The organism is Psychromonas sp. CNPT3, from assembly GCF_000153405.2.
Taxonomy (GTDB): domain Bacteria; phylum Pseudomonadota; class Gammaproteobacteria; order Enterobacterales; family Psychromonadaceae; genus Psychromonas.
In genome coordinates this window covers 2,537,466-2,553,178 of record NC_020802.1, presented here as the reverse complement: position 1 = coordinate 2,553,178, position 15,713 = coordinate 2,537,466, and the positions used below count along the sequence as shown (strand labels likewise).

Sequence of the window (15,713 nt, the reverse complement as noted above, 5' to 3'; positions counted from 1 at the left end):
AAAGAGAAACGGATTTATATTTCAAGCATAAAAAAAGGCGCTAAGCGCCTTTTTATTTAATTAAAAAATCTAAGCCATTACTTCTTTTGCTTTTTCAATAATATTTTCTACTGTAAAACCAAACATTTTGAATAGCTCGTCTGCAGGTGCAGATTCACCGAAAGTCGTCATACCGACAACGCGACCATTTAAGCCTACATATTTGTACCAGTAGTCAGCAATACCCGCTTCAACAGCAACACGCGCTGTTACTGCAGCTGGAAGCACTGCTTCACGGTAAGCTGCATCTTGCTTATCAAAAAGATCCGTAGCCGGCATAGAGACAACTTGTACTTTTTTGCCTTCTTGGGTTAACTGCGCAGCCGCTTGCATTGCAAGTTGTACTTCAGAGCCTGTTGCAATCAGAATCAAATCTGCTGTGCCGATACATTCTTTAAGGATATATCCGCCTTTTGCAATATTGGCAACCTGCTCAGTATTACGCGTTTGTTGTGCTAAGTTTTGACGCGAGAAAATAAGGGCTGTCGGTGCATCTTTACGCTCGATTGCAAGTTTCCAAGCGACTGCTGATTCAACTTGGTCACATGGGCGCCATGTGCTCATGTTTGGCGTTAAGCGTAATGAAGAAATTTGCTCTACAGGTTGATGCGTTGGTCCATCTTCACCTAAACCGATAGAGTCATGCGTATATACCTGAATGTTTTGGATCTTCATTAAGGCTGCCATTCTTAGTGCATTACGTGCATATTCCATAAACATTAAGAACGTTGCGCCATAAGCAATAAAGCCACCGTGTAATGCGATACCATTCATCATTGCTGTCATTGCAAATTCGCGCACACCGTAATGCATGTAGTTGCCTGATGCATCATCACGTGTAATAGCTTTTGAACCAGACCACATAGTTAAGTTTGATGGTGCAAGATCTGCTGAGCCACCTAAAAACTCAGGTAACATACCACCAAAAGCTTCAAGTGCATTTTGAGATGCTTTTCTTGATGCAATATCTGCAGGGTTTGCTTGTAGATCAGCAATAATCGCTGATGTTGTTTCTTCCCACTGTGCAGGTAATTCACCTTTAACTCGGCGCGTAAATTCAGCTGCTAGTTCAGGGTAAGCACTGCTGTAGGCTGCAAATTTATCATTCCAGTTACTTTCTTTAACTTGGCCTGCTTTTTTTGCATCCCATTGCGCGTAAATATCATCAGGAATTTCAAATGCACCGTATTCCCAACCAAGTGCTTTACGTGTAGCAATAATTTCATCAGCACCAAGTGGCGCGCCGTGACAATTATGAGTACCTTGTTTAGCCGGTGAGCCAAAGCCAATAATTGTTTTAGTACAGATAATGGTAGGTTTACCTGTTTCAGCTTTACCTGCTTCAATAGCATCATTGATAGCTTTAGCATCATGTCCATCGACATTAGCAATAACATGCCAGCCGTAAGCTTCAAAGCGTTTAGGTGTATCATCAGTGAACCAACCATCAACGTCACCATCGATAGAAATTCCGTTGTCATCCCAAAATGCAATTAGTTTACCCAGACCTAAAGTACCAGCAAGAGAGCAAGCTTCATGTGAAATGCCTTCCATTAAGCAGCCATCACCCATAAATACATAAGTATGGTGATCTACAATGCTGTGATCTTCTTTATTAAATTGTGCTGCTAATGTTTTTTCAGCTAATGCCATACCAACGGCATTACTAAGACCTTGTCCTAGAGGACCCGTGGTTGTTTCAATACCCGGTGCATAGCCATATTCTGGATGACCTGGTGTTTTTGAATGTAATTGACGGAAGCTTTTTAAGTCGTTAATAGATAGATCATAACCACTAAGGTGAAGTAGCGAATATAGCAACATGGAGCCATGACCGTTAGATAAAATAAAACGGTCTCTGTCTGCCCATTTAGGGTTTTGTGGATTATGGTTTAGATGACCACGCCAAAGGACTTCTGCGATATCTGCCATTCCCATTGGAGCGCCAGGGTGTCCTGAATTAGCTTTTTGTACTCCGTCCATGCTTAAAGCGCGGATAGCGTTAGCGAGTTGATTGCGTTGCATAGTGATTACCATTTAATAAGTGATTTGAATTGGGGGATTATAAGATATAAAGAAAAGTGAAGGCAGATATGTGCCTTCACTTTTTTAAAATTAAAGTTTAGCTGCGATCATTACTTCAAGTTTACCTTGATCGATAGCAAAATTACGGATGCCTTCAGCTAGTTTTTCAACAGCCATTGGATCTTGGTTATGATCCCAAAGGAACTCTGCGTGTGTCATGATACTCGGGCGTGGTTTAATTTCAGTGGCTGCCACTAATTTTTCGATAACTTCACCTTCTGCATCTTCAAGTTCTTGTAATAATGCAGGTGCGATAGTTAAACGATCACAGCCAGCAATTTCTAAGATCTCACCGATACTACGGAAGCTTGCACCCATTACAACAGTGTTGTATTCATGCTCTTTGTAGTAATTGTAAATAGTGGTAACAGAAATAACGCCTGGATCTTCTTGCGGTGCAAAATCACGACCTTCTTTCGCTTTATGCCAATCCATAATACGACCCACAAAAGGAGAGATTAGGAATGCGCCAGCTTCAGCACAAGCTCGTGCTTGAGCGAAAGAGAATAATAAGGTTAAGTTACAGTTAATACCTTCTTTTTCAAGGATTTCTGCGGCGCGGATGCCTTCCCATGTAGAGGCTAGTTTAATTAAGATACGCTCATTTTTGATGCCCGCATCATTGTACATTTTGATAAGTTGACGTGCTTTAGTCACACTGCCCTGCGTATCGTAAGAAAGACGCGCATCGACTTCAGTTGAAATACGACCCGGAATAGTGGTTAAGATTTCTTTACCAATATTCACCGCTAGCATGTCACAAGTATCTTGTACTTGTTGCGTTTTATCATTGCTTTGCTCTTTAGCGTAAGCAATCGCTTGGGTAATAAGAGGCGCGTAATCGGCAATTTGAGCGGCTTTAAGGATAAGTGATGGATTAGTTGTCGCATCTTCTGGTTGATATCTACGGATCTCTTCAATATCACCTGTATCGGCAACGACAGTGGTTATTTTTCTAAGTTGTTGTAATTTGTTGCTCATCTTTATTATCCTTATATTCGGCTTAATTATGCATTACTATTTTTTTGATCCGCATGTTGGTGTAAACAAACATGACGAATGTTCAACACTGAACATTATGATTGCTCATATGCTTAGCTGTTGAGTAATTGGTAGCTTTAAAATAGCGTATTCAATATATATGTCAATGACGTAAACTCGTAAACAAGTCTATGGATCAAGTTTTTATCGCTTATCATTTAAAAAAAGCGTTTTTGATGAGAATTTGAACATTTTAAATAAATTAACACTGAGAAAAATAAGGTTTTTATATTGAACATATGTAATGATGGGTTACATATGTAACGATTTTTGGTTGGCGAGTGATTGAGGTCTAAGGTAATGATAAAAAAACAAGACATATCAGTGCAACAAACTGATTTATTAACAGAAATATCAGTGGCTTATTATCAAGACGGTGCCACGCAAGAAGAGATATCAAAGAAATTTTCGATATCAAGAGCGAAAGTCGGGCGCATGCTTAAACAAGCTCGCAATGAAGGAATAGTTGAGATCACGGTAAAATATCATCCCGTTTTTAGTGCGCAAATAGAGCAACGATTAATGAAGCGTTTTTCGATAAAAAGGGCATTGATAGCATTAGATCAAAGTAATGAAGAAGAGCAACGCCAGCAGGTTGCGGGACTCGTCTCTAATTACCTTGCCAGTATTTTAAAAGACGGCATGGTAGTGACGGTTGGCCAAGGCCGTAATGTGTCGGCTGTTGCGCATCATGTCGGGGTGATAGCGCCTCGAAATTGTAAGTTTGTGTGCGCGATTGGGGGTATTCACCCTCGTGGTGGTATGTTTAATGCGGATCATATTAGTCGCCAATTAGCTAAAAAATATGGGGGTAGCTCTGAAACGCTATATGCGCCAGCTTATGCTGAAAATAACGCACAGAAAACCGCCTTTATGCAAAATGAAACAGTAAAGCAAACCCTCGATTTAGCGCGAAAAGCCGATGTGTCATTAGTAGGTATTGGTAATATGAGTGAAAATAATTACATGGTAAGTTTAGGTTGGTTTACCGCGGATGAAGTGCTGCAATCGCGATTGACGAATGGTGTCGTGGGGGATTTTGGCGGTTATGATTTTTTCAATGTACAAGGCAATATTGCCAATACAGTGATGAGCGATCGCGTGATAGGATTGAGTATGAATGAATTTCGGCCTATTACGAATGTGATTGCTATCGCCTCTGAAAATAGTAAACCTTTGGCGTTACTCGGCGCGTTACGCAGTGGTGTGGTTGATGTATTAGCGACAAGTGTGAGTAATGCGTTAACTATTTTAAATTTAGATGAGCAAATTAAACCGTAAAAGTTGTGTGCGCTAGATACTCTCAACATTCACCTTTGGTTGGTGCTGAATCAACTTTGGCCGGTGTTGAAGTGTGCGATATGATTAAAAAAGGTCAAATGATTAACTCAGAAGGAATGGCACTTTGGGATCGATTTTATTCGCTAGCAGCATAATTGTATCTGATAAAAAGTGCGCCTCTAATTTAGAGTAACATTATTTTAGTTTGCGACAGAACCTAACTGAGTACTAACTATCCACAAATTGTTCAGACCACACATCTTGTATCTCTGGCCAACCCCAGACATTTATCGATACGTCTTTGAGTACGCCTTGAAAATATAGCGTCTGCCTATGGTGCAGCATAGGAATTATCCAGTGCTCTGTAATCATTGCAGTGCTAATTGATTCCAGTTCAGAAAGGTAATTGCTTAATGGCTGTTGCTGTCGAATAGTGATTAATTTAGTTTGTAGCCAGTGACAGGCTTTTGCAGACAGGCTTTGATTGAGTACTGAATTAGATAACATCCAGTGAAAGATAGACGCTGGCAGGTTGTCATCTAAATCGAGGCTAATCAAGATAAGATCTTCCATCAGGGTATTCGCACTGGCTTTTTGCATGAGTTCCTCAAAAGAATAGACGTTAATCTCGCAGTCAATACCAGCTTGCTCAAGTAACATCACCATTGCATGAGCACATTCTTTCAAAGTATGGTGTTCGAATATTGCAATAGTCAGTTTACTCGGCAAAGGTTGCTCCGTTGTGCCAGTCGAAATAACTTTTAACCAATTGGAAAGTAGGTTGTAGGCAGGAATGGCTTCAATCGGATTCGTTGATTTACTTAATTCCTCCATCAGTTTATCAGCAGCAAGCAATTGGCTCAGGTATTTACGCTGCAGAAGAGAAAGCTTGGCTTTATTGTTTATCATTGCCAGTAAACAGCCATATTCTATTCTACTTTTTTGATCACTTTCACTTGCTTGATCGTCAGATTCAATTTTCTTTTCAAGGCTGTTACTGGGTGGATAGTTTGAACGGATTTGACTTTTTTTATTCACCACATTTTCCTGAAATTCAGTTGTACAAGGTGAGTTGGCTTGGGGTGATGATACATGCCAAATAGTTACTGTATCTGTAAGGGCACGATAACCATGATAGTTATCGAATGTCTGTAATCGTAAATACTGTGGCGTATGCTCTTGTATTCGAAATGCACCACTACCTACGGTAACTAACGTTGTCTTCAGTTGAGAGTAAGGTTGAATAGAATATTTCACATCTGCAATGAGTCCTGCAAATCCAGGGTCTGATTGATCTAATTGAAAGTCGATACAAAGTTGATTTACCGCAGTGATATCGATGACATGTGCCAGTTCAGCCTTGTATGTAGCCAGTTTCTTTAATCGATTAAATAATTCAGCTATATTTTTGGCATTAATTTCACTGCCATCGTGGAAAGTTAGCCCGGGACGTAAATAGAAACGCCAGCGTTGTAACTGCACATTGTAAACCCAGTGGTGGGCTAGCTGCTGAGTGATAAAACCCTCTTTATCACACTGCACCAAACAGCAGTAAACCTGACGTAACAAGAAACGTTCACTGTTCCTTAAAGCGATATGCGGTAATAGTGCAGAGAAAGAACGCCCGTATGTCAGCTGGATGTGTAACCGGCCTTCACGTTGGATAGCACCAGATGTTATTTGTAACAGTTGCCCAAATAACATTTGATCATGGTCGATAAGCGCGAGTGCTTTCTCATACTTTCCAATAGCAATCATCTGCTTCGCCAGTTGTGCTTTTAGCTCATCAAGAGAATACAGCAGATAAAGCCGAGAACGTTGCTTACGTCCTGCTTGGGGTGTCCACTCTAACCAGTCTAAATCACGCATCTCATTTAATAGGGTGCGGCAATGTCTCGTGCTGGTAAACATCGCTTCAGCGACTTCAGGCATGGTGATCGCAATTTCTTGTTTAACACCCAGCTTACTTAACCGAGAGAAGTGTAATATTTTTTTCTCATTACTTAAAACAGGATGCATATTATCACCTCCACTTCCTAATTTAGTGTTCAAATAGGGTTTAAAGGGTATACGTTGCCACATTACAACCTTAACCGGAAGTAAATAATGCAATTAAATCTGTTTTTAACGTCCTATTATTGAGTGATACTTGCCCCATCACTTAAATAGCCTTTTAACAAAACAAGCAGAGGAATGAACATGCTAGAGACCATAAAAAAAATCTTTAATCGTATACCGAGTCGTGCAATGACTGAGTATTATCAGTCTCGCCTGCAATTAAGTAGCAATATTACTGAAATAGAAGCCATTCTAGCCATGAACACATTATTATCCTTAAATGAACAAGAGCGACCAAGTGAGGCATTCAAATGAGAATTGCACATGTGGCTATCTGGTGCGAAAATCTGGAAAACATGAAGCACTTTTACCAACACTTTTTTGATGCAAAAAGTAACAACCAATATGAAAATTCGAGTAAAGGTTTTCGCTCTTATTTCATGACACTCGCAGATGGCCCGCGTATTGAATTAATGCAAATGGATTCGGTGTTGATATCAGCGGTTGATGTATTTCCACAGATCACGGGTTTGGCCCATATTGCATTTTCTGTTGGTTCAGAACTAAAAGTTGATGAAATGGCTGCGACCTTTATCGCCAATGGCTACGAGGTATTGGATGGACCTCGCTGGACTGGCGCCGGTTATTATGAGTGTGTGGTACTGGATCCTGAATGGAATCGAGTGGAAATTGTTGTTTAATAATAAACGCCTAGTTAGGGTTCTGTCGCAAAAATTTACAAAGTAAACCAAAGTGTTGTAATGTTTCTCTATTTTCAGAGTATGAGTGCCATGCCAATTAATTTCTCAGGACGACATTACCCTTCAGATATTATCATGATGGCACTTCGATATTATCTTACTTCCAAACTCAGTTATCGTGAAATAGAAGAGATATTTGCGGAACGAAACATTTACTTTGATCACTCAACGTTAAACCGTTGGGTGATCAAATATGCTCCATTGCTTGAAGCCAGTTTCAGAAAAATAAAACGTAAAGTAGCTGACTCATGGCGAATGGATGAAACCTATATAAAGGTGAAAGGTAAGTGGGTCTACTACTATAGAGCCGTCGATAAATATGGCACCATTATTAATTTCTATTTAAGTGAACCCGTAATGAGCAGGATGCACGGGCGTTCTTTGATAAAGCGATAAAGAGCAGTGGCTTACCCCGTAAAGTTGTCATTGATAAAAGTGGTGCGAATGTAGCTGCGCTAGATACTCTCAACATTCACCTTTGGTTGGGTGCGTACATGTTGTGCATGGTCGAAGTATTAGCGGTTAAATACCTCAAAAATATTGTAGAGCAAAGTCATTGAAAAGTGAAAGCCAAAATGCATCAATGTTTAGGGTGGAAATCTTGGGTTGGTGCTGAATCAACTTTGGCCTGTGTTGAAGTGGACGATATGATTAAAAAAGGTCAAATGATTAACTCAGAAAGAATGGCACTTTGGGCTCAATTTTATTCGCTAGCAGCATAATGGTATCTGATAAAAAGTGCGCCTCTTTAGAGTAACATTATTTTAGTTTGCGACAGAAGTCCTTTATTTAACGCGTTAGTAAAAAAGAGTGCACTGCTAAAAATAGGTTATTACGTTAATGTATTGGCGCATCTTCGACCTTACTCTAGTATTAAATGCATATTATAAAATTTATTCAGCACCGATTATTAAATTAAGAGGTGTCCATGCGAGTAACAGGATGCTTTATTAGATGATCTAAAATACTCAGTCGTTAATGTTTATTCCCTTTTGGCGCTTACAAAACACCTTGTTAGTTTTTTAGGCGCATGATCTCACTCCAATTTTCTGGTTGCTTTGTATCTTAAAATAATATGTTATAGGAATATAAATGATATCTCTAAGTGTAAAAGGAGAAAAGTATGTTAATAAAAGTCCCCCCTAAATCACAAATTAAAGAGTCTCAATTAAGCGGTGAATCTATTTATCAAGATCGTCGTAAAATCATTAAGGGCTTAGGGATAGCTGCTCTCACTTTACCTTTTAGTACGCATAGCAAAGCCGGCCTGTTTGATCGCTTCTTAAGCGAGCAAAAGAGTGACATTATTTTTAATCGACACGTACTCAACCATCATAAAAATCCAAGTTTCCAATCATTAATGCCTCTCACCCCCGAAAAAAAGATCCTGCAATATAATAACTTTTATGAATTTGGTACGGGTAAGTCGGATCCCTTTGAATACGCACAACAGTTTAAAGTTGATCCTTGGTCGTTAACCATCGATGGTTTAGTCGATAATGTGTTGACGCTAAATTATGAAGACTTGTTAACACGCTTTAGTATTGAAGAGAGACTCTATCGTATGCGCTGCGTTGAAGCGTGGTCGATGAATATACCTTGGCTAGGTTTTAGCTTGGCATCACTGCTTAAGCTCGCAATGCCCAAATCAGATGCTAAATATGTGCGCTTTGAAACCTTATATGAACCGGCGCAAATGCGCGGACAAACCTCAAATAGAATAGGGGGCGGTGTTGATTACCCCTATATTGAAGCATTACGTATAGATGAAGCGATGGCCCCCTTAACGCTATTATCAGTGGGTCTTTATGGTAAAACGTTAGCACCACAAAATGGCGCGCCCATTCGTCTCGTCGTACCGTGGAAGTATGGTTTCAAAAGCATAAAATCTATTGTGCGTATTACCTTAACCAATGAGCGCCCCCTTAATACTTGGAAAAAAATAGCGCATTCAGAATATGGCTTTTATGCCAATGTAAACCCTTTGGTGGATCACCCGCGCTGGACACAAGCGAGTGAACGTTTTATTGGTGCGGGTAGTGTGTTTGCACAAAAACGTCAAAAGACATTAATGTTTAACGGTTATGAGCAAGAGGTTGCACATCTCTATAAAAACTTAGATCTTAATAAGCATTTTTAAAGGAATAATATGAAAATATCACCTAATGGGATCTTTTTTCTTAAAATATTTATCCATTTAAGTGCTTTTATGACACTCCTCTATTTATGGTATTTGATCGAGAGTGATTTGTTGGGGGCAGATCCAGTAAAAGATCTTATCCATTTCTTAGGAAAAACAGCGCTTAATTTTTTATTATTAACGCTTTCAGTGACACCGATTACCAAGCGTTTTAAACAACCCTTATTGATTCAGGTGCGCCGTCTATTAGGCTTGTATAGTTTTTTTTGGGCGATATTACATCTGCTAACGTTTATTTGGTTAGAGCTAGATTGGACATTTAGTTTGTTTGTTACTGAAGTTATCAAGCGTCCATATTTAAGTTTGGGGGCGATAACGTGGGTGATATTATTATTGTTAAGCATTACTTCTATTAATAAAATAAAACGATTAATGAAAAGAAATTGGCTGACGCTGCATCGCTTCGTTTATTGGGGGGCTTTATTTGCAGTTATTCATTATTACTGGTCGGTAAAATCAGGTGTTGTAGAAGCAAGTATTTATATTGTCATTTGTTTCGTCTTACTGTCAGAGCGTAAACAATATTTTAAACAATTTATGAAGGGATTAAAATAGAAAGGGTGATTGGGGCTAGTGAGGATGCTGTAAGGATAAAACAGATATTTAAAGCATAACAATCCGAGACTTTAAAGGGGTCTCGGATTGTTATACCAAAGGAATTAAGCGACTTGCATTGGCACTGCTTTACTGGTGCGTACGATGTTATTGTCAGCATCTAAATAAACCAAACTCGGTTTATGCTGGGTAATTTCTTCAGCGCTTAAGCTTGCATAAGCACAGATAATAACGCGATCACCAACGGCTGCCATTCGAGCAGCTGCGCCATTGACGGAAATTATTTTAGATCCGCGCTCTCCAGAGATTGCGTAAGTTGAAAAACGCCCACCGGTTTCAATGTTATAGATCTCTATTTTTTCATATTCTAGGATACCGGACTGATCTAATAAATCTTGGTCAATCGCACATGAGCCCTCATAATTTAATTCAGCATGAGTGATGCGAGCTTGATGTAGTTTACCGGTTAGCATTGTTTTTTTCATACTAAAGCCTTTCGTTCAGGTTAAAAATTTAGGCTGATATATTCAGCCAAGAAGACGATAAAGTAAACCCTAAAGGTTATAAATTGACTACTTTATTGTCGATTAAGCGCGTGTTACCTAAATAGGCAGCCATTAAAATCACCGCTTGTTTAGTTTCGCTGTGCACTGCTTGTAACGTCTGTGCATCTACGATATCAATCGCATCAGGTTTGAAGCCTCCTTGCTCTAAGGCTTGTGTCGCCTTGTTAATGCTATCATCGTAGTTTAATGTTTGCTGCGTAATATCGCCTGCTAATTGTTGCATTACGCGTGCAAGTAATGGTGCTATCTGCATTTGCTCTGCATTAAGTTTACTATTACGAGAGCTTAATGCGAGTCCATTTTCTGCGCGAATAATAGGTACGGCAATAATATTGATTGGCATCCCCATATCTTTCACCATTTGTTTAATGATGGCGAGTTGTTGGAAGTCTTTTTCTCCGAAACAGGCATGATCAGGTTGAACAAGGTTAAATAACTTGGTCACAATGGTGCTCATTCCGCGAAAATGCCCCGGCCGAAGTTTACCTTCTAAAACGTCAGAGAGTACGGGGACTTCAATATAGGTCTGTGTTTCGAGTCCATGAGGGTAAATAACCTCTGCACTGGGAACAAAAACAATATCGACACCCGCGGCCTCTAATTTTTTATAATCGGCTTCTAGGGTTCTTGGATAATTCTTTAAATCTGCTTGATTATTAAATTGCATCGGGTTAACAAAAATACTGACAACGGTGATCGATGCTACCTTTTGGCCTTCTTTAATTAATGCGATATGCCCATCATGTAAATTACCCATGGTAGGGATAAAGACGATTTCTTGGCCAGTCGTTTTAAATTGTTTAATATTATTGCGCAATAGCATGGGATCATGAATAATTTTCATTTTGTTATCTCTTTAATAAAAACAATGTTCAGAGGCAGGAAATTCGCTACTTTCTACCTGTTTTTTATAAAGTGCCACTGCGCCTCGAATATCACCTGTTTCGAGTAAGAAGTTTTTAGAGAATTTAGGGCAGAAACCCGCAGAAATACCAAAGGCATCATGCATGACTAAAATTTGTCCGTCGGTTTGTGCGCCTGCACCAATACCGATAACGGGAACTTGCAATGCATTAGTAATACGCTCAGCAAGTGCAACCGGTACACATTCTAAGACTAATAATTGTATGCCAGATTTTTCTAAGAGTAGGGCGTCGCTAAGCAGTTTGTCTGCTTGTGCTTGTTGACGACCTTGTACTTTGTAACCGCCTAAGACATTCACCGATTGTGGTGTTAATCCTAAATGACCACAGACAGGAACGCCTCGTTCGACTAAGCCCTGTATCGTATTGGCAACCCATTCACCGCCTTCAAGTTTTACCATTTGTGCGCCTGCGCGCATCAAGATAGCTGAATTGGCATAAGCCTGCTCAGCATTGGCGTAACTCATAAAAGGTAAGTCTGCCATTATCAATGCACTTTTAGCACAACTGGCAACACAAGTCGTATGGTATTTAATATCATCAACTGTCACTGGAAGCGTTGAGTCATGGCCTTGTAAAACCATGCCCAGAGAGTCACCAATCAGTAATACTTGGATACCTGCTTGATCAAAAATAGTAGCAAAACTCGCATCATAAGCGGTAATGCAGGTGATTTTTTGATGCTCTGATTTCATTTTCATTAAATGAGAAACACTAATTCTAGGCATAATATCCTCTACTTTTTATTGAGTTGATCCGCACTGCAAGAGTGATCAAGATCACTTGTTTTGATGAGCTCTTTTTTATCACATAATGCAATTAATTGCGACAACTGCGTGGCATCTGGCAATTTTATATGTGGCGCAATTTCGAATAAGGGATAAAGAACAAAGGCGCGCGTTTTCATTCCATAATGCGGGATGGTTAAACGGTCACTGTTAATACTTTGATCTGCATATAAGATAATATCGAGATCTAAAGTACGCGGACCCCAGCGTGTCTCTTTTCTTATTCGTCCTTGGCTTTGCTCTATCTTTTGTAATTCATCCAATAAATGTAGCGCGCTTAATTGGGTGTCTAATTCGACAACCGCATTAATATAATCGGGCTGATCTTGAGGCCCCATCGGGCGGCTACAATATAAAGATGAGCATTTAAGCAACTGCGTATTTGGCAATGCTTTTAATGCTTGTATCGCCTGCTCAGCTTGTTGTATCGGCTTATTTTGATTACTACCGATAGCAATGTAACTAAGCATCTGGCGTCTCTGTGCTTGCGCTACGTTTCTTACTTTTATATTTACGTTTTTTATGTGCGTAGCTTGTACTTTCAGGCTTTTTCTCACTTGCCTTGTTAATACGTATGCGTCCATGTTGATGGACTGGTAGTGGATTTTCTTGTTGATACTCTTGCCACCACGCGACGAGAACGTGTAATTCTTTATCATTTTCTATGTGTGCGCGCAGTGATAAGAAATCAAAGGCGGCTCTAAACTTAATATGTTGATAAACGCGTTGAGCGCGTTTTCCACCAAATCGAGGTAAGCGCAGTTGTAGCATCCAAATATCGCGAATGGTTGCGGTAAAGCGTTTAGGGATGGCAATACTTTTTACTTGAATGCTTAATACTTCATTCATGGCGAGTAAAAATGCATCATGGTATTCCATTCCACCTTCACAGCTAATGGCATGCGCACGTTGCTCAACAGGGTACCAAAGTAATACCGCATAAATATACGCAGGAGTAACACGTTTACCTTGACCAATACGTTTGTCCGTATCGATTAATGCCTTCTCTATCATTGCATGGGCGGTGTCATCTTCTCCATCTTTGAAGAGGATAGGAAACAACACTTGTAGTAATTTATACTCTTTGAGCAAGCGATATGTTTGTAAGCCTTGGCCTGACAATAATAATTTGATGACTTCATCAAAATGTCGGGCTGCAGGGATATCTTGTAATAGGTTTGCTAAACGGCGAATAGGCTCTGCGCATTCAGGGCTTATTTCTAAGTCCAGTTTTGCCGTAAAACGAATAGCACGGAGCATGCGCACGGGATCTTCGCGGTAGCGCACATCAGGATCGCCTATCAAGGTCAGTTTACGATCTTTTAAATCTTGCATGCCATTACAAAAATCATAAAGAGCAAAATCAGCAATGTCGTAATACAGGGCGTTGACGGTAAAGTCGCGACGCTCAGCATCTTCTTCTAAAGAGCCATAGACATTATCGCGCAGTAACATACCACCTTGTGATTGTTTTACTTTTTGTTTATCTTGCGCACTTTGTTGGTCATGTGGGCCACGAAACGTTGCGACTTCAATGACTTCTCTGCCAAATAATATGTGTGCTAAACGAAAGCGTCGACCAATTAAGCGGCAATTACGAAACAAAGCCTTAATTTCTTCAGGCGTCGCATTGGTTGTAATATCAAAATCTTTCGGTTTTAAACCGAGTAGTAGATCTCGCACCGCACCACCAACGAGCAATGCTCTAAAGCCTGCGTTATGTAGTCGATATAAGACCTTTAAAGCATTGTCATCAATATTCGCCCGAGAGATGCTGTGTTTATCTCTTGGGATCTTATATTGATCCAATGAAGGGGCTGTTTGTTTTTTACTTCTTTTCGCAAATACTTTTTTAACGAATTTTTTTAATCGTTTAATGAGCTTATCCTCGGAATGTGTTCGATATTATGCATGTGTAAAATTTTTGCAGTGCTTATATTATGCGCGTGCTACTTTAAACACAAATTAATTTTATATTTGAATTTCAATTTGTTGTGGCAGATTTTGGATTGACCAATATTTAATGGCCCATTTTAATATTTCTGCACATGTTTTTGGTGCTAATTTCTCATCTAAAGGCAGACCTAAAAAAGCCAAGGCTTGCAGTAAAGTGCTACGTGCATCTTCTTTTTTGATAGCTTGAGCATGATTTTGTTTAGACAGTTTAACACCTGGCGCTGTTACTGCTAAAGGTAAATGTAAATAGGTTGGCGCTTGTACCTTGAGTAATTGATAAAGTGCCAATTGCATCCCTGTGGTGCTTAATATATCGGCGCCCCGCACAACTTCTGTAATGCCTTGTGCAATGTCATCTACGACGACCGCTAAATTATAAGCGTATAATTGATCTTTACGTTTTAGAATAAAATCATGGGTGCAGGCGGTTTGAATCTGCCCTTGTAGTTTATCGTCAAAACTTGTGATGGGGGGATTTAATGTGCACAGGTTAATACGTAGAGCATTATTTTTTTCGCTACATGCTTGATGGCGGCACGTTCCTAAATAATATTGGCCACTTTTTTTTATCTCTTTACGTGTGCATTGGCAATAATACGTTAAACCTTGCTTTTTTAGCTGTGCTAAGACTTTTTCGTAGGACGCTGAACGGTGGCTTTGATAAATAACGTCATTATCCCAGTGTAACCCATAAGCTTGTAATGTTTTTTGTATTTCTATTGCAGCGCCTAACATTTCACGAGGCGGATCAATATCTTCAATACGTAATAACCACAGACCCCGTTGAGATTTCGCTTGTAAATAACTCGCGACAGCGGTGATAAGCGATCCAAAGTGTAAAAGGCCGGAGGGTGAAGGGGCGAAGCGGCCGACATACAGAGAAGCAGGCAAAATAAAACTCCATAAAAAAAGGTTAGCACTTGGCTAACCTTTTCATTCAATGTGCTGGAAATTAACCAATATTTTGTTTTTCTTTTATTTCAGCAAGTGTTTTACAGTCAATACATAAGTCGGCTGTTGGTCTTGCTTCTAAACGACGAAGACCAATTTCAACACCACAAGAATCACAATATCCAAAATCATCATCTGTCATTTTCTTGAGAGTTTTGGTGATTTTCTTAATTAAACGACGCTCACGATCTCGGGCGCGAAGCTCTAAACTAAACTCTTCTTCTTGAGTGGCGCGATCAATAGGATCGGGGAACTTAGCCGCTTCGTCTTTCATATGATCAACGGTGCGATCTACTTCAACACGTAACTGAGTGCGCCATGAGTCAAGGATCTTATAAAAATGATCGAGTTGTGGTTGTTCCATGTACTCTTCATTTTTTTGAATTTGATACGGCTCTACACCGGCAATGGCTAAAATGCCTAATGTTTTTTTAGTCTTATTGGCTGGCATATTCGTTTCCTTTTATTAAAGCTTAAAAAATGGCTTTAATAGGGTTAATTTAAAGCGC

The 15,713-nt window shown here is 39.7% G+C and carries 16 protein-coding genes and 2 pseudogenes; 8 read left to right on the top strand and 10 right to left on the bottom strand.

The window, feature by feature from the left end:
* Positions 1-69: 69 nt before the first annotated feature.
* Both tkt and tal read right to left on the bottom strand, forming a co-directional pair.
* Complete coding sequence (tkt, locus tag PCNPT3_RS11245) at positions 70-2,064, bottom strand: transketolase (RefSeq protein ID WP_015465990.1); 1,995 nt, start codon at positions 2,062-2,064, stop codon at positions 70-72.
* A 90-nt stretch (positions 2,065-2,154) separates the two neighbouring features.
* Positions 2,155-3,105, bottom strand: a complete 951-nt coding sequence (gene tal, locus PCNPT3_RS11240; protein ID WP_015465989.1) for a transaldolase — start codon at positions 3,103-3,105, stop codon at positions 2,155-2,157.
* Between the two features lie 360 nt (positions 3,106-3,465).
* Here tal and PCNPT3_RS11235 point away from each other — a divergent pair, with 360 nt between their 5' ends.
* The gene (locus tag PCNPT3_RS11235) at positions 3,466-4,446 is read left to right on the top strand and encodes a sugar-binding transcriptional regulator (RefSeq protein ID WP_015465988.1); all 981 of its coding nucleotides are present in this window, start codon (positions 3,466-3,468) and stop codon (positions 4,444-4,446) included.
* A gap of 38 nt (positions 4,447-4,484) precedes the next feature.
* Positions 4,485-4,601, top strand: a pseudogene (locus PCNPT3_RS14345) (IS6 family transposase); the annotation flags it as partial.
* A gap of 73 nt (positions 4,602-4,674) precedes the next feature.
* Here the strand turns inward: PCNPT3_RS14345 and PCNPT3_RS11230 are convergent.
* Entirely contained in the window at positions 4,675-6,528 is a 1,854-nt protein-coding gene (locus tag PCNPT3_RS11230; RefSeq protein WP_015465987.1) for an SgrR family transcriptional regulator, read from the bottom strand.
* Positions 6,529-6,645: 117 nt separating this feature from the next.
* Here PCNPT3_RS11230 and PCNPT3_RS14195 point away from each other — a divergent pair, with 117 nt between their 5' ends.
* The 6 genes and pseudogenes from PCNPT3_RS14195 (at position 6,646) to PCNPT3_RS11205 (ending at position 10,020) form a co-directional block, all read left to right on the top strand.
* Positions 6,646-6,819 (top strand): hypothetical protein, encoded by a 174-nt coding sequence (locus PCNPT3_RS14195; protein WP_156801532.1) that lies wholly within the window; start codon positions 6,646-6,648, stop codon positions 6,817-6,819.
* Complete coding sequence (locus PCNPT3_RS11225; RefSeq protein WP_015465986.1) at positions 6,816-7,205, top strand: VOC family protein; 390 nt, start codon at positions 6,816-6,818, stop codon at positions 7,203-7,205. The genes PCNPT3_RS14195 and PCNPT3_RS11225 overlap by 4 nt, the downstream gene beginning before the upstream one ends.
* A 90-nt stretch (positions 7,206-7,295) precedes the next feature.
* Positions 7,296-7,822, top strand: a pseudogene (locus tag PCNPT3_RS11220) (IS6 family transposase); the annotation flags it as partial.
* An 18-nt stretch (positions 7,823-7,840) separates the two neighbouring features.
* Positions 7,841-7,987, top strand: a complete 147-nt coding sequence (locus PCNPT3_RS14465) for a hypothetical protein (protein ID WP_156801531.1) — start codon at positions 7,841-7,843, stop codon at positions 7,985-7,987.
* A 401-nt stretch (positions 7,988-8,388) separates the two neighbouring features.
* Positions 8,389-9,405 (top strand): protein-methionine-sulfoxide reductase catalytic subunit MsrP, encoded by a 1,017-nt coding sequence (gene msrP, locus PCNPT3_RS11210; RefSeq protein WP_015465985.1) that lies wholly within the window; start codon positions 8,389-8,391, stop codon positions 9,403-9,405.
* Positions 9,406-9,414: 9 nt separating this feature from the next.
* A complete protein-coding gene (locus tag PCNPT3_RS11205) occupies positions 9,415-10,020 on the top strand; it encodes a protein-methionine-sulfoxide reductase heme-binding subunit MsrQ (protein ID WP_015465984.1) in 606 nt (201 codons plus the stop codon).
* 104 nt (positions 10,021-10,124) lie between these two features.
* Here the strand turns inward: PCNPT3_RS11205 and panD are convergent, their stop codons facing one another.
* The 7 genes from panD to dksA form a co-directional block, all read right to left on the bottom strand.
* A complete protein-coding gene (gene panD / locus PCNPT3_RS11200) occupies positions 10,125-10,505 on the bottom strand; it encodes an aspartate 1-decarboxylase (protein WP_015465983.1) in 381 nt (126 codons plus the stop codon).
* A 76-nt stretch (positions 10,506-10,581) separates the two neighbouring features.
* Positions 10,582-11,430 carry a pantoate--beta-alanine ligase gene (gene panC / locus PCNPT3_RS11195; RefSeq protein ID WP_015465982.1) on the bottom strand — a complete coding sequence of 283 codons (849 nt, stop codon included), beginning with the start codon at positions 11,428-11,430 and terminating at the stop codon, positions 10,582-10,584.
* Between the two features lie 12 nt (positions 11,431-11,442).
* Entirely contained in the window at positions 11,443-12,237 is a 795-nt protein-coding gene (panB, locus tag PCNPT3_RS11190) for a 3-methyl-2-oxobutanoate hydroxymethyltransferase (protein WP_015465981.1), read from the bottom strand.
* An 8-nt stretch (positions 12,238-12,245) separates the two neighbouring features.
* Entirely contained in the window at positions 12,246-12,767 is a 522-nt protein-coding gene (gene folK / locus PCNPT3_RS11185; RefSeq protein ID WP_015465980.1) for a 2-amino-4-hydroxy-6-hydroxymethyldihydropteridine diphosphokinase, read from the bottom strand.
* Positions 12,760-14,106, bottom strand: a complete 1,347-nt coding sequence (pcnB, locus tag PCNPT3_RS11180) for a polynucleotide adenylyltransferase PcnB (RefSeq protein ID WP_015465979.1) — start codon at positions 14,104-14,106, stop codon at positions 12,760-12,762. Before pcnB ends, folK begins: the two co-directional genes overlap by 8 nt.
* A 162-nt stretch (positions 14,107-14,268) precedes the next feature.
* Complete coding sequence (gluQRS, locus tag PCNPT3_RS11175) at positions 14,269-15,144, bottom strand: tRNA glutamyl-Q(34) synthetase GluQRS (protein WP_015465978.1); 876 nt, start codon at positions 15,142-15,144, stop codon at positions 14,269-14,271.
* Positions 15,145-15,205: 61 nt separating this feature from the next.
* Entirely contained in the window at positions 15,206-15,655 is a 450-nt protein-coding gene (gene dksA, locus PCNPT3_RS11170) for an RNA polymerase-binding protein DksA (protein ID WP_015465977.1), read from the bottom strand.
* Positions 15,656-15,713: the final 58 nt, after the last annotated feature.